Here is a 13,432-nt window from a genome sequence, read left to right as displayed (position 1 = left end):
CTTGTCGAAGGGAACAGATCGCTATGCGCCGTTTAATCAACCTTGGACAAAACGCCGCGCAATCTGTGGTGATCTCAGCTTTCTCAATGTTGGCTGGGGCCTTCATACTGTCAGCACCTGCTCAGGCGGAAGCAACTGGCAGACTAACGCTGGATCACCATGTGTTTGAACAGTTTTGTACCCCGGAAGGAGGCTATGCCGGTATATTCGGCACCGCCGAGACCGCGGCTCAGGCTGCACTCAGTTACGAGAACAAATCCATCCCGTTATCACCCGCCATCGGACCATTTCTTCACAGCGAAACTTGGTTCACACAGCAAAGCCGGGTCGTTCATACACTGCGTTACGAGGCCCCCGCCAGCGACACTCTGAATGCTGCATCATTGGCTGAACAGCTTGCGCCAATGGCCAAGGCCGCTGGTTGGAACCAATTGTCCACCCAAAGCAGTGATTTGCCCGCTGGTTACCACGGCAGATGGAGCAAAGATGTGGAAAGCAGCGATGGGCCGACACGGCTGTTGCTATTTACAGATGGCGGTTTGGAAAGCGTATCACTCTATTGTGTTCGCGCTGATCTCAAAAAGAGAGATTACGATGAAGTGATTGCAGCACTTAATCGTACCCGCACGCGCCAAACACTGGCACCAAGCGACGCGAAAGCCGCCGAATAATTCTGGATGAAATAGGAGCCGAGCGACCCGCCGCAAATCGTTGTGGCTGCTTCCTTCCGGACCTGACCAGGTTGGCGAACGCAAACGTCCACCCGACTCCCGCCGCGCATATGGCGAAGCAAGTGCCGATAATCAAGTTATCTTGGCGTTATTTCAAAAGACGATGTGCTTACCGAAAATTATCAGCGTAAGCTTGCAGCTTCAGCGATTTAGGCGGTGTGGCATAAACGCGGGCGGTTATCCCGTGTTTTTCCGCATAGGCTTTTGCGGCATCCTTATCAGGAAATTTGATCTGAACTTGCGCCTGCGTGTCACCGCTGCCGGTCCAGCCCATTAGCGGGTCCGGCTTACGCGCCTCGCTCTGTTCAAATTCCAGCATCCAAGTATCAACCTTGGCCTTGCCGGATTGCATAGCGTTTTTCGGAATCTGGTAAATGCGTGCTGCCATAATGCTGGTCCTTTAAGTCAGGAATCCTTGCGTGCAAAGGCATTCTTGGTTTTCAGGCTGGGTTCTTCACGCCACGGTTCATCCGGCCAGCGATGCTTGGGGTATCGCCCCTTCATATCTTTGCGAACGTCATCCCAACTCCCCTTCCAGAAAGCAGGCAAGTCGCGGGTGGCTTGTATTGGCCGTCCTGCCGGGCTGGTCAGGTTCAGCAGAAGCGGCTCATTTCCGATCATCGGATGCGCCTCCAAACCAAACAAGGCTTGCACACGAATGTCGACTGAAGGGGCGTTATCGCCTTCATAGTCAATCACATGATGCGTGCCTGCCGGGCTAACCAGCTCTTTCGGTGCCAATGTATCCAGCCGTTGCCGGTCATCCCAGCCCAGCATATTGACAAGCGCTGTCGCGATCTGGCCGGGGCTGACGTCAAGCTTTCGCTTACCGTCCAGCAAGGGTTCCAACCACAGCGCGGCAGTGTCTTTAAGCGCCGCGCGGGACAGCGCATCAATGCCCGCAAAACGCGCTCTAGCCATCAAGCCGGTCGGCATAAGCCGGTCAAATTGTTCGAAGAACTTTACCGCCAACAATTCGGTCATCGCGGCGCTGTCAGGGTCAGGGTCAGGGCCGCTTTTCAAGGTAATCGCGCCCATGCGCCGTTCCAGCCTCGCCTCCGCCCGGCTCTCTGCCGCATTCCAGCTCAGCACGGAACGCGTTTCCATCAAATGGCCGAGATGGCTCTCGACCGCCGCTTCGCTCAGCTCCGCCGCGGCTGTGATTCGCGCGCCCTTCGCATGACCTTGCGCATCGCCGATGACCAGCCACTGCGCACGGGACAAGGGTGATGCCGGGTCTAGCCAATAACCGCGCCCGCCGGTCGACACCCAATTCTCACCTGATGGGTCGCGCGGCCTGGCGATATTGTCCGGCATGGCATGAGCAAGGCTGAGTGCCGGATCGCACCCGTCAGACGATACCCGATCAATCAGTTTTTCCGCTTTTCTGGTCCAATTATCTGCCAGTTTTCTGGATGCCTCCGCACGCGCGGACCGGTCCCCATTCCACCGTGACAACCGGCCCAGCAAGTCTTCACCCCGGCCGCCCAAATTGCGTTCCTGTAGCAACAGGACCAACCGCGCCACCTGAACCGCATCCCCTTGCGCTGCACCGTGCAGAACCGCTGCAGCCTGTGCCGGAGCCATTGGCAAAGAGGCTATGTTTCGGCCCCAATCGGTGATCGCGCCCGTTTCCGTCACTGCGCCGAGCTGTTTTAACCGGCCCTGCGCAGATGTAATCGATGCATCGGGCGGAACATCAAGCCATGCCAAAGAGCCGGCATCCTGCGTTCCCCATTCCGCAAGCGACAAAACCAGCGGAGCCAAATCGGCGGTTTCGATTTCAGGCGGGTCATAGGGAGGGCGCCCAGCATGACCGCCCTGTGTCCACAACCGATAGGCAACGCCCGGCGCCTGGCGCGCGGCCCGCCCTGCACGCTGCGCCGATGCCGCTTGGCTCGACCGGACAGTGACAAGATGGGTCGTCCCTGCTGCACGGTCAAATTCTGCCCGCCGGGACAAGCCGCTATCGACCACGACCGATACCCCGTCCAAGGTAAGCGAAGTTTCTGCTATCGCGGTCGCCAGTATGATCCGGCGCAGGCCTTCCGGGTTTCGCTTCAACGCTGCGCGCTGGCTGGCGGGGTCTGCTTGCCCGTGCAAGGCGTGTATCGGCGTATCCGGAAAGCGTTGTTCCAATCGTTCCCGCAGCCGCTCGATTTCCCGCACACCGGGAAGGAAGACCAACACATCCCCTTCATTGTCGCGCCACGCGGTAATCGTGGCTTCAAAAACCTGCTGTTCAACCGGAATTTCTGGACGCGCGCCGACCCACTCAATCCGCAGCGGATAGGCTTTGCCTTCGCTTTCAATGATCGCTGATTGTTCGCCCAACAGCGTCCCGAACCGCTCACCATCAATCGTTGCGGACATGACGCAAACGCGCAGATCATCGCGCAGGATCGCCCGGCTTTCGAGCGCAAGTGCCAGCCCCAAATCGCTGTCCAGATGGCGCTCATGCGCTTCATCAAACAGGACTGCACTGACCCCGTGCAATTCGGGATCATCGACAATGCGCCTTACAAAAATCGCTTCGGTCATCACCAGCACGCGGGTGCCCGCAGACTGTTTACTGTCCAACCGGGTAACATACCCAATCGTCTGGCCCACCTTCTCGCCTTGCAGCTCTGCCATACGTTCCGCAGCAGCCCGCGCTGCGACGCGCCGGGGGCTCAGAAGGATAACCTGCCCGCTGCACCACTCTTGGCCAAGCAGAGCCGGCGCAACAGCCGTTGTTTTGCCTGCCCCCGGGGGCGCGATGAGCGTAGCGGTTCCGCCCGCATCCAATGCGGCCAACAGATCGGGCAACACAGCATTGATAGGTAGATCAGCCACGCTATCCCTCTAGCGCGGCACAGAACGCAAACAAAGTAGGCAGACCCTCAGTATCCGCGGGCCACCGCGAATTGCGCTGCCTCCGCCATGGCTTGGCGGGCTTTACTGTCAGGGAAAATCGAAATCGCATCAATCGCGCGGTGGGCATAATGGCGCGCACGCTGGCGCGTATCTTCAACCGCGTCATATTTTGCGATCAAGTGGATTGCCTCGGCCAAATCATCGTCAGACGACCGATGCCCGGCGATTGCTGCTTCCCAGAACTTACGGTCCGCAGCATTGCCGCGCGAATAGGCCAGAATAACGGGCAATGTCATCTTGCCTTCGCGGAAATCGTCGCCCTGATCCTTGCCCATTTCCGCCGCATCGGAATCGTAATCAATCGCGTCATCAACCAGCTGGAAGGCTACCCCCAGATTGCGCCCATAATCATCCAATGCGCGTTCCTGCGCATCGTCACATTCTGCGACAACAGCAGAAATACGGCTGGCCGCAGCGAACAATGCAGCCGTTTTTGCACTGATAATGTTCAGATAGCGTTCTTCGCTGGTTTCGATCTGGCGCTGTGCGGTAAGCTGATCGACTTCACCCTCAGCGATAATCGCACTGGCACCGGATAGGATTTTGAGCACTTTCAAGCTGCCATCCTCAACCATCAATTCAAAGGCTCTGCTGAACAGAAAGTCGCCAACCAGAACCGTTGCGGGGTTTCCGAAAATGATGTTGGCGGCCGCTTTCCCGCGCCGCAAATCAGACCCGTCCACCACATCATCGTGCAGCAGAGTCGCCGTGTGAATAAATTCTACGGAAGCAGCCAGCTTGTGATGGCGGCTACCGTGGTACCCGACCAATTCCGCTCCGGCCAAAGTCAGCATCGGACGAAGCCGTTTGCCGCCGCCGGAAATCAGATGCCCTGCCAAAGCCGGGATCAAGGGTATCTCGCTCTGCATCCGGTCCAGAATCACGGCATTGACCGAATTCATATCCTGGGCGGTTAATGCAAGCATCGGATCCAGCGTGGGCCGTGCTTTGGGCAAGGGAATAATGTCTGCGCTCATGATAGTGCAGCACATGACCGTGTAGATACCTATTGGCAAGAGTTTAGCAGCGTAGAAACGTTGCAAATAGCGTGATATAACCCAGCGCGATGAACAACACAGATAACAACAATTCCGCCAGCGATGATCAACTCGCATCGTTCCGCCGCAGCATCGACAATATCGATGCAGCCTTAATTCATATGCTGGCCGAACGCTTTCGCATTACCCAAGCTGTGGGCGAGTATAAGGCGCGTGTCACGCTGCCTCCCGCAGATCCGGATCGGGAAGCCCGCCAAATCGAACGCTTGCGCGGATTGGCGGAAGAAGCACATCTTGATCCCGAATTTAGCGAGAAATTCCTGCGCTTCATTATCGATGAAGTCATCCGGCACCATCAACAGGCAGCCGACCGCGCATAAACGACCGGCGAGACGTGTGGCGACCGGACGGACGCGGGGCGTTACGGATTAGACCGGGCGCGGCAAGCTGAGCTTAACCAGCAGGCCACCCAAGTCTTCGCTTTCATCAAGCTCTACGCCGCCGCCGTAAATTTCGGCCACATCGCGGACAATCGCCAGACCAAGCCCGGTCCCCGGTTTTCCGGTATCCAGCCGCGCGCCGCGATCAAATATCTCGACGCGTTTATCCTCGGGGATGCCCATCCCGTCATCCTCTACCCAAATGACGCATTGATCGGCGGTGTCCTCTGCATCAACAGTAACAAAGACACTTCCGCCGCCATATTTGGCTGCATTTTCGATCAGATTACCGAGGATTTCGTCAAGGTCTTGCCGCTCGATAGACACTTCCGCATCGCGCTTGCCATCGATGTCAAATCGCACTTGCGGATATAATCGTTCAATTGCGCGGCGCACTGCCTCCGCACTGTCACAGACAGGCGTTCTGGCCAGGCCAACAGCGCGGCGGCCCACTGCCCTCGCCCGCGCCAAATGGTGATCCACATGACGCCGCATCGTGGTGGCTTCGCGAATAACAGTGTCAGGCAAATCCGCCGCCCGTGCAGTGGCCGCATTGTTCACAACCGTTAGCGGTGTTTTCAGCGCATGCGCCAAATTGCCTGCGTGTGTTCTGGCCTCTTCCGCTTGCTTTTCAGAATGTTCCAGCAGCATGTTCAGTTCTTCGACCAGCGGCTGAACCTCATGCGGCAAAGGGTCGGTTACGCGGTTGGTGCCTGTCGTTCGGATCCGTTGGATCGCCATCCGGATACGCCGCAACGGGCGTAATCCGTAATAGCTTTGCAAGGCCGCCATAACGAACAGACCAAGGCCCAACACAGCAAACGACCAAATCAAAATAGACCGAAACTGCTGTATCTGGGAATCGATATCCTCCCGGGCAGAAGCAACCGCGAAGGTCCAATTGGTTTCACTGCCCGGCAATATAATGCTGCGCTCTACAATCCGCAGCGGTTCCCGGGGAAACTGATCGCTATCATAGAAATGCGGTTCTGCATCAAAAGTATCTTTCTGCAGATTGAGCGACCGATCCCATAGGCTGCGCGATGGCCAATCTTCATGCCCTACACCGCTAATTTGCCAATAAAGCCCGCTATTGGGTTCCAGGAATTTTTGATCGCCCAAGGTACGATAAAACAGCACTTCGCCATCCGGCCCGACCTCTGCCGAGGCGATCATGCCGGTCAGCATATATTCGAGCTGCTCATCGAAGTTGCGTTCGACCAGATTGGTCAGCGCCCGGTCTAGAGCAAACCCGCCGGCGAGCAATAAAACAAGAATCCACCCGGCGGCAATGATCATCATCCGCCGCGAAAGGCTGCCAGTATCTGGCGATGCGAACCCTTCATTCAAAGGGGATGAAACGCGCCCTTCCGGGACCAGTTTGGTCTCAGGCGCGTTCATTTACGATGCTCGTGGCTTTTCGTCTGGATCGTCAAGACTATATCCCAGACCGCGTATGGTCGTGATCACATCCGCACCCAACTTCTTACGGATACGCGTAACAAACACTTCAATAGTGTTGGAATCGCGGTCAAAATCCTGATCGTAAATATGCTCGATCAGTTCCGTACGGCTGACCACTTTGCCTTTATGATGCATGAGATAGCTGAGCAGCTTATATTCTTGCGCCGTTAGCTTCACCGGTTCGCCCGATAAAGTTACCCGGCCAGAGCGCGTATCCAGACGCACATTACCCGCGGTCAATTCCGACGAGGTATTGCCAGACGCGCGGCGAATAAGCGCCCGCAAGCGTGCAATCAGCTCTTCAGTTTGGAATGGCTTGGCCAAATAATCATCGGCGCCCGCATCCAGACCGGCAACCTTATCAGACCAACTGTCACGCGCCGTAAGAACCAGTACCGGGAAGGTCCGGCCTTCTTTGCGCCACATACCCAGCACGGTCAGACCGTCAATTTCAGGCAAGCCGAGGTCGAGAATAACCGCGTCATAATCTTCGGTCGAACCAAGGAAGTGCCCGTCTTCCCCGTCGGTCGACAGGTCAACGGCATAACCGTTTTGTTCCAGCGTGGATTTCAACTGTTGGCCGAGTGTCGGTTCATCCTCGACAATTAGAATACGCATATTTCTAAGGTCCCCTGAAAGCTGCCCCAAAGGCCGCTTTACATCAATTTCACTTTGTTACGTGGTCTTTTGTCCCAAATGCGTCAACTGATCGAGTACTTCAAACAGCCATTCGTCAACGGCTGCGACCCAATATCCGCCCGGTGCGTGCATCAACATCGACAAAAATGACGCGCCCGCTCCGGATAAATTTCAGCCGGTAAGCCATCGCGGTCGAATCGTAGGCGAAGCCGAGATATTCTGCATCCCGCATCATCGGCAGCACGCGCGCCTCTATTTGGCGCGATCGCATGATGTTACCGGCCTGCATTTCTTTGCGCGCTTCGGTTTGATCATCACGTTCTTGCGCGTGGGCAACGTCAGTTGGCGTACCAACAGCCAGCATCACGGACAGGCCAAAAAGGAGCGAAAAGCGGATCATCAAGTTCCTGCCTAAAGTCATTCCGTTGAACATCCCGTGAATACGGCATCTACCTTGCGTTAAAGTACAACCCTATCTGACCGTATTTAAAGGGCAAGTCGCTTGTCCGTGCCGCGCCGTGCCGCTAAGCGCGCCTGCATGGCCCAGCCCCCCGTACTCAGTCTTGAAAATATCGGTCTGCAAATAGGCGGCCGGTGGCTGTTTGAAGATCTGAATCTGCATATCGGTCCGCGCGATCGTTTGGCCCTGATTGGCCGCAATGGAGCGGGTAAGACCACCTTGTTCCGCCTGATCTTTGATCAGCTGGAGCCGGATCGGGGCGAACGTAAAGTCAAACCTGGCACCCGAATTGTTGTTCTGGAACAGGAACCCGATGTCGCAGCGTTTGACACGCTGATGGACTTCGCACTGGCGGGTGAATTTCCGCCGGAAGAATATGAAGTCGAAGCCATTGCCGGCCAATTGGGTATCGATATGTCCACCCCTGCACAGGGTGCCAGCGGCGGCGAGAAACGGCGGGCAGCGATTGCCCGCGCCCTCGCCCAAGACCCTGATCTGTTGCTGATGGACGAGCCGACCAACCACCTCGACCTTGCGGCGATTGACTGGCTGGAAGGCTGGTTGGAGAGATATAAGGGCGCGTTTGTAGTCATCAGTCACGACCGGACTTTCCTCAAGCGTTTGACCAATGCGACTATCTGGCTGGAACGCGGAATGCTGCGGCGCAAAGATGTCGGGTTTGGCGGATACGAGGCTTGGGAAGAACAAGTCTATGCAGAAGAGGCACGCGCTGCCCACCGGTTGGACGCGAAACTCAAACTGGAAGCGCATTGGCTGGAACGCGGGGTCACAGCCCGCCGGAAACGCAACCAGGGGCGGCTTGAAAAACTTTGGCAGATGCGCGCCCAGCGCGCGGCCATGATCAACCCGACCGGACCTGCCAAATTGGGGTTGGAAAGCGATTCCAGCAATAAATCCAAGGCGGTCATGGTCGCGGACAAAGTGTCGAAATCCTATGGCGACCGCACCATCATTCGTGACTTCTCGCTGCGCATCCAGCGCGGTGACCGGATTGGTGTTGTCGGCGCAAACGGGGCCGGCAAAACGACGTTGCTGAAACTGCTCACCGGTGAAATTGAACCGGATACAGGCACCGTCACCATCGCAAAAACTCTGACCGGCGTGATGATCGACCAGCAGCGCGCGCTGCTGACGCCGGACAAATCCGTGCGCGATGTCTTGGCCGAAGGCGGCGACTGGATTGACGTTCGCGGCGTGCGCAAACACGTCCAGGGTTATCTCAAGGAATTCCTGTTTGACCCAGGATTGGTGGATACCAAAGTTTCCACCATGTCAGGCGGCGAACGATCCCGTTTGCTACTCGCCCGTGAATTTTCACGGAAATCAAACCTGCTGGTGCTGGACGAGCCGACAAACGATCTTGATCTGGAAACGCTCGATCTGCTGCAAGAAGTGATCGCCGATTATGATGGCACGGTTCTGATCGTCAGCCACGATCGCGATTTTCTGGACCGCACGGTTACACTCACGCTCGGCCTCGACGGCAGCGGCTTCGTCGATATTGTGGCTGGCGGTTATGAAGACTGGGAGAGCAAGCGCCAGCATCGTTCCTCCGCGACAAAAGCCCGTACCGCAAAACCAGAGACAAAGGCCCCTACGCCATCTCAGGCGGCCCCAAAAAGCACCAAGCTGAGCTACAAGGACAAACGCGATTACGAGCTGCTGCCCGCCCGTATTGAGGAGCTGGAAGCGGCAATTCAAAAGGGCGAAACCATTCTCGCCGATCCTGATTTGTACACCAGCGACCCGCAAAAATTCGCAACCATCAGCAAAGGCGTGGAAAACGCCCGAGCCGAGAAAGATAGTGCTGAGGAGCGCTGGCTGGAACTGGCAGAGATGGTCGAAGGGTGACGTCTCCGCTGTCTGACTTGCACTCTGAAATCCGCGACTGCACGATTTGCGCGCCGCATCTTACACACGGCGTTCGCCCCGTCGTTCAATTCTCAGCCACAGCGCGGGTTCTGATTATCGGCCAAGCCCCCGGTTCCAAAGTCCATGCCAGCGGTATCCCGTGGGATGATGATAGCGGCAACCGGCTAAGGGAATGGACTGGCCTGAGCAGAGAGCAGCTTTACGATCCTGCGAAAGTCGCCATCATGCCAATGGGGTTCTGCTACCCCGGCAAGGCATCAGGCGGCGACAAGCCGCCTCGCAAAGAATGCGCGCCGCAGTGGCACGAACGAATATTGGCCACGCTTCCGCCAGATCGCATCACTTTGCTGGTCGGCAGCTATGCTCAGGCTTATTATCTCCCCGCGACACGGTCGATGTCGTTGACCAACCGTGTGCGGCAGTTTGACAGCTTTTTGCCTGATATGTTGCCTCTTCCCCATCCCGCATGGCGGAGCGCCATTTGGGCCAAGAAGAACCCTTGGTTCGGGGAAATAGTTCTGCCGCGGCTGAGGGCCGAGATTACGGCAAAACTCAAACCAAACTCAGTTGATCCGGTAAAAACCAGCGACGCGGTCTAGCGCCAGCTTTAGAACCAGCTTGCCACTGCGCGCCGGCCAAGCCAGCGCCTTTTCAGCATCAGGCAAACCCTCGCCCGCACAAACGACCCGCCAGAGAATGTCGGACAAGCCCGATCCGGCTTCTGCCAGCGCAGCATCGAAACGGGACTTTGCAGCAATTTGCCGTTCCGTTGGCGATAATCCGCTATCGCTGCCCTGCCCCCTGATACGGACCACGTCCCAGCGCATGGTGACACTGGCACCAAGTTGCGCCCGCTCGTAATCCGCCCGCAGCCGTTCACCTGCATCGAACAACCGGTCATCAATATGGCCGCGCGCGTGCAACCAGGATAGCGGCGATTCCGCCAAATTTACCGAGACGCTGCGCCGCCCGGACCGGCGACCACCCTCTCGCTTGGGTCCTTCACTGGTCAATTCACGTTCAATCAACTCACGGCGCATAAAGAAACTCCCACAACACAACGAATCAGCACTTGCCAAATCGGAATGGCTGTAGGAAAGAAAAAACCAATATGGTTATTTGCAAGAGAGCCTAATGATCAACCGCATTCGTGACATTCGCAAAGCCAAGGGCATGACTTTGGCCGACGTGGCAGAGGCCTGCGACCCACCGACCACCGCGCAGACGATCGGCCGCCTTGAAACCGGGATGCGCAACCTGTCCACAAAATGGATGGACCGGATTGCAGCGGCGCTGGCGATCGATCCGCAAACATTGGTGCGCGCTGAAGATAGCGAACCTGCACAAATAGTGGCGCAATTGACCGAAACCGGGCCAGAGGCGCTCAAGACCCCGCGCGACGCGTTGGCTCCGGCCGAATTGACCAGCGACGCAAAAATGATGGTTCTGACGATCCATGCAAGCGCGGGTGAGTATAGATCAGGTGATCAACTCTGGATGCGTCAACTCCCCGCCGAACAGGCCAATACCGCAATCAATCGCGATGTACTGGTCCCGCGAAAAGGTGGCAGGTTTGCGTTTGGGCGGCTGATTGACCGACAGGGTCGCTTAGTCGGTCTTCTTCCCCCGGGAATTGGCCAGAAACAACAAGTGGTGGATGATCCGCCGTGGATTGCGGTGGCCGAAATGCTGGTGCGCCCGCTATGATCGGCTCACTCACCCGGCGGAAGCGCTTACTGTCGATCTCCACGCTGTATCCCAACAGCCATACCCCTCGATTTGGGACTTTTGTTGCCCGATCGCTGGAGGGATTGGCCGCCCGCGATGACTGGGATGTGACGCTGATCAACCCGATCGGCATTCCGCCCTTGGCCCTAGGCCGGTACAAACCGCTGGTTGCAGCAGCGGTGGATGGTATGGAAAACGGCGTCGAGGTCCATCGCCCCCGCTTTACACTGATACCCAATATCGGCGCCCGGATTAATCCCGGCGTGATTGGCCGCAAGATATTGCCGCTGGTGCAAAGATTACACGCCACTGAGCCATTCGACCTGATCGACGCCCAGTTCTTCTATCCCGACGGACCCGCTGCGGCTTGGATAGCGGAAAAGCTCGGTCTGCCCTGTTCGATCAAAGCGCGCGGATCTGATATCACCTTGTGGGGTCACAAGCATTTTGCGCTGGACCAAATGCTGGAGGCGGCCGAGCGGGCGACGAGCTTGCTGGCGGTTTCCAAGGCTTTGGCGCGCGACATGGACCGGGCTGGAATGCCGCTGAATAAGATTTCCGTCCATTATACCGGGCTGGACCGCGACCGCTTTCGGCCGCTGGAACATGAAGGGTTGCGCACCATGCTGGGCAACACTTTGAACATCTCGATTCCGGAGAAAAAGCCGCTGTTTGTTTCAGTCGGTGCTTTGATTGAACGCAAGGGCCAGGAACTGGCGATTGGTGCCCTGCCCAGCATTCCCGATGCGAAGCTGTTATTGGTCGGCAAAGGGCCTGATGAGAAACATTTGCGCAATCTGGCCATCGACCTGAGAGTGGACGACCGTGTCCATTTCCTCGGCGTGCTTGATCACGATCTGCTGCCAGTCGTCCTGTCTGCGGCGGATGCGATGGTGCTGCCTTCTGCGAATGAAGGGCTGGCCAACGCATGGGTGGAAGCTCTGGCGTGCGGCACGCCTATCGTTATCAACGATGCGGGCGGCGCACGCGAACTGGTAACATCACCCGATGCCGGGCTGATTGTAGACCGTAATCTGGACGCTTTGACAGCTGGCCTGAAAGAGATTCTGGCCAATCCGCCAGAACGCGCGGCGGTGGCGGCAATGGCTGACCAATTCAGTTGGTCCAGCCATGCCGAAAAACTGGCTGAATATTACTCCAGCCTCATCCGCTAATACGCCTTACGCTTCGCCGCGCGCCAGCCGTTCCTGTTTGTCAGCCACCGTTTCTTCGGGAACGAAGCTATCAGAGTTCACCCCGAGCCAAATCAGGATCGGCGCCGCCATATATACCGAGCTATACGTACCGATAAACAGACCGAGCGTGATCGCCGCAACCAGACCAAACAGGCTGGTCGGGCCGTAAATCAACAGCGGCACCAGCGCGACCAGCAAGGTCAACGATGTCATCACCGTACGCGCCAGAGTTTCATTGACCGACAAGTCCAGCAATTCGGGCAGCGGCATCTTGCGGTACTTTTTCAGGTTCTCGCGGATACGGTCATAGACCACGATCGTGTCATTGAGAGAATAGCCGATAATCGCCAAAATCGCGGCGATAATCTGCAAGCTGAATTCGAGCTGCAACAAAGCAAAGAAGCCAAGCGTCAGTGACACGTCATGGACCAGCGCGAACAACGCGCCGACGCCAAATTGCCACTCAAACCGGATCCAAATATACAGCGCCACCATCATCATCGCGGCAAGCAATGCCCACGCCGCGTCGTTGCGGAATTCACCGGAAACTTTGCCTGATACCGAATCCACGCCGTCAATGCGGACGTCCGGATGGCCTTCTTTCATTGCCAGCGTGATACGCTCCGTCATGGCATTGGCAAAACCGGCATCGCCTTCCGCTTCGGCAGGGAGTTTCACCCGGATAGACACCTGATTTTCCGCGCCAAAACGCTGGATAACCGGGTCTTCCACTTCTTCCAATGCGCCAACCGTTTCACGCAATTCCGGAATGGGAGCGGTTTCTTCGCCAACGAAGGTCGCGCGAATTTCCTGTCCACCAGCAAAGTCTACGCCGTAATTCAGACCCTGTGTCGCCACGAGTGCCCAGCTGCCGATCATCAGCAAAACGCTGACAACGTAGAAAGGAACCCGCAGTTTGAGAAATCTAATGTTGGTGTCTTCAGGGACGAGCTTGAGCAGTTTCATT

General features: G+C 56.9%; 14 protein-coding genes and 1 other RNA gene. 6 read left to right on the top strand and 9 right to left on the bottom strand.

The genetic code is table 11. The features are described 5' to 3' along the window. The first annotated feature begins 23 nt into the window (after window positions 1-23). Window positions 24-671: a hypothetical protein gene (locus HKD42_RS03130; RefSeq protein WP_170010207.1), complete on the top strand. Its 648-nt coding sequence runs from the start codon at window positions 24-26 to the stop codon at window positions 669-671. A gap of 8 nt (window positions 672-679) precedes the next feature. On the opposite strand, the gene ffs is transcribed toward HKD42_RS03130, so the two are convergent. From ffs to HKD42_RS03110, 4 genes are all read right to left on the bottom strand, one after another. Next, window positions 680-774, bottom strand: an RNA gene (ffs, locus tag HKD42_RS03125) — signal recognition particle sRNA small type. Window positions 775-840: 66 nt separating this feature from the next. Then, entirely contained in the window at window positions 841-1,119 is a 279-nt protein-coding gene (locus HKD42_RS03120; protein ID WP_170010205.1) for an ETC complex I subunit, read from the bottom strand. A gap of 17 nt (window positions 1,120-1,136) precedes the next feature. Next, the gene (gene hrpB / locus HKD42_RS03115) at window positions 1,137-3,566 is read right to left on the bottom strand and encodes an ATP-dependent helicase HrpB (RefSeq protein ID WP_170010203.1); all 2,430 of its coding nucleotides are present in this window, start codon (window positions 3,564-3,566) and stop codon (window positions 1,137-1,139) included. 47 nt (window positions 3,567-3,613) lie between these two features. Further along, window positions 3,614-4,624, bottom strand: coding sequence for a polyprenyl synthetase family protein (locus HKD42_RS03110; protein WP_170010201.1), 1,011 nt, complete (start codon window positions 4,622-4,624; stop codon window positions 3,614-3,616). Between the two features lie 89 nt (window positions 4,625-4,713). On the opposite strand from HKD42_RS03110, the gene HKD42_RS03105 reads away from it, so the two are divergent. Further along, complete coding sequence (locus HKD42_RS03105; RefSeq protein ID WP_170010199.1) at window positions 4,714-5,025, top strand: chorismate mutase; 312 nt, start codon at window positions 4,714-4,716, stop codon at window positions 5,023-5,025. A 48-nt stretch (window positions 5,026-5,073) separates the two neighbouring features. Here the strand turns inward: HKD42_RS03105 and HKD42_RS03100 are convergent, their stop codons facing one another. From HKD42_RS03100 to HKD42_RS03090, 3 genes are all read right to left on the bottom strand, one after another. Then, window positions 5,074-6,387: a sensor histidine kinase gene (locus HKD42_RS03100; protein ID WP_246236837.1), complete on the bottom strand. Its 1,314-nt coding sequence runs from the start codon at window positions 6,385-6,387 to the stop codon at window positions 5,074-5,076. A 99-nt stretch (window positions 6,388-6,486) separates the two neighbouring features. Next, a complete protein-coding gene (locus HKD42_RS03095) occupies window positions 6,487-7,167 on the bottom strand; it encodes a response regulator transcription factor (protein ID WP_170010195.1) in 681 nt (226 codons plus the stop codon). 115 nt (window positions 7,168-7,282) lie between these two features. Then, a complete protein-coding gene (locus tag HKD42_RS03090; RefSeq protein WP_170012065.1) occupies window positions 7,283-7,552 on the bottom strand; it encodes a PepSY domain-containing protein in 270 nt (89 codons plus the stop codon). 174 nt (window positions 7,553-7,726) lie between these two features. Between HKD42_RS03090 and HKD42_RS03085 the strand changes: the two genes are divergently transcribed. Together HKD42_RS03085 and HKD42_RS03080 are read left to right on the top strand one after the other, a co-directional pair. Further along, complete coding sequence (locus tag HKD42_RS03085; RefSeq protein WP_170010193.1) at window positions 7,727-9,520, top strand: ABC-F family ATP-binding cassette domain-containing protein; 1,794 nt, start codon at window positions 7,727-7,729, stop codon at window positions 9,518-9,520. Beyond that, window positions 9,517-10,140, top strand: coding sequence for a uracil-DNA glycosylase family protein (locus HKD42_RS03080; protein WP_170010192.1), 624 nt, complete (start codon window positions 9,517-9,519; stop codon window positions 10,138-10,140). Before HKD42_RS03085 ends, HKD42_RS03080 begins: the two co-directional genes overlap by 4 nt. Here the strand turns inward: HKD42_RS03080 and HKD42_RS03075 are convergent. Further along, window positions 10,105-10,581: a DUF6456 domain-containing protein gene (locus HKD42_RS03075; RefSeq protein WP_170010190.1), complete on the bottom strand. Its 477-nt coding sequence runs from the start codon at window positions 10,579-10,581 to the stop codon at window positions 10,105-10,107. The two genes, HKD42_RS03080 and HKD42_RS03075, sit on opposite strands and share 36 nt — an antisense overlap. A 94-nt stretch (window positions 10,582-10,675) precedes the next feature. Between HKD42_RS03075 and HKD42_RS03070 the strand changes: the two genes are divergently transcribed. After that, complete coding sequence (locus HKD42_RS03070) at window positions 10,676-11,248, top strand: helix-turn-helix domain-containing protein (protein ID WP_170010188.1); 573 nt, start codon at window positions 10,676-10,678, stop codon at window positions 11,246-11,248. After that, window positions 11,245-12,444, top strand: a complete 1,200-nt coding sequence (locus tag HKD42_RS03065; protein WP_170010186.1) for a glycosyltransferase — start codon at window positions 11,245-11,247, stop codon at window positions 12,442-12,444. The genes HKD42_RS03070 and HKD42_RS03065 overlap by 4 nt, the downstream gene beginning before the upstream one ends. Window positions 12,445-12,450: 6 nt before the next feature. On the opposite strand, the gene secF is transcribed toward HKD42_RS03065, so the two are convergent. Then, complete coding sequence (secF, locus tag HKD42_RS03060; protein WP_170010184.1) at window positions 12,451-13,431, bottom strand: protein translocase subunit SecF; 981 nt, start codon at window positions 13,429-13,431, stop codon at window positions 12,451-12,453. Between the last annotated feature and the right edge of the window lies 1 nt (window position 13,432).

The organism is Pontixanthobacter rizhaonensis (assembly GCF_012972675.1).
GTDB classification, from domain to species: Bacteria; Pseudomonadota; Alphaproteobacteria; order Sphingomonadales; family Sphingomonadaceae; genus Pontixanthobacter; species Pontixanthobacter rizhaonensis.
The sequence above is the reverse complement of the archived record's forward strand: the minus strand, read 5'-3'. Positions and strand labels throughout refer to the sequence as shown.

What these genes read in the sequence shown, in the direction of transcription:
- HKD42_RS03130 (WP_170010207.1), top strand. Translation starts at nt 24, where the DNA reads ATGCGCCGTTTAATCAACCTTGGACAAAACGCCGCGCAATCTGTGGTG.
- HKD42_RS03120 (WP_170010205.1), bottom strand. Translation starts at nt 1,119, where the DNA reads ATGGCAGCACGCATTTACCAGATTCCGAAAAACGCTATGCAATCCGGC.
- HKD42_RS03110 (WP_170010201.1), bottom strand. Translation starts at nt 4,624, where the DNA reads ATGAGCGCAGACATTATTCCCTTGCCCAAAGCACGGCCCACGCTGGAT.
- HKD42_RS03105 (WP_170010199.1), top strand. Translation starts at nt 4,714, where the DNA reads ATGAACAACACAGATAACAACAATTCCGCCAGCGATGATCAACTCGCA.
- HKD42_RS03100 (WP_246236837.1), bottom strand. Translation starts at nt 6,387, where the DNA reads ATGATGATCATTGCCGCCGGGTGGATTCTTGTTTTATTGCTCGCCGGC.
- HKD42_RS03095 (WP_170010195.1), bottom strand. Translation starts at nt 7,167, where the DNA reads ATGCGTATTCTAATTGTCGAGGATGAACCGACACTCGGCCAACAGTTG.
- HKD42_RS03090 (WP_170012065.1), bottom strand. Translation starts at nt 7,552, where the DNA reads ATGCTGGCTGTTGGTACGCCAACTGACGTTGCCCACGCGCAAGAACGT.
- HKD42_RS03085 (WP_170010193.1), top strand. Translation starts at nt 7,727, where the DNA reads ATGGCCCAGCCCCCCGTACTCAGTCTTGAAAATATCGGTCTGCAAATA.
- HKD42_RS03075 (WP_170010190.1), bottom strand. Translation starts at nt 10,581, where the DNA reads ATGCGCCGTGAGTTGATTGAACGTGAATTGACCAGTGAAGGACCCAAG.
- HKD42_RS03070 (WP_170010188.1), top strand. Translation starts at nt 10,676, where the DNA reads ATGATCAACCGCATTCGTGACATTCGCAAAGCCAAGGGCATGACTTTG.
- HKD42_RS03065 (WP_170010186.1), top strand. Translation starts at nt 11,245, where the DNA reads ATGATCGGCTCACTCACCCGGCGGAAGCGCTTACTGTCGATCTCCACG.
- secF (WP_170010184.1), bottom strand. Translation starts at nt 13,431, where the DNA reads ATGAAACTGCTCAAGCTCGTCCCTGAAGACACCAACATTAGATTTCTC.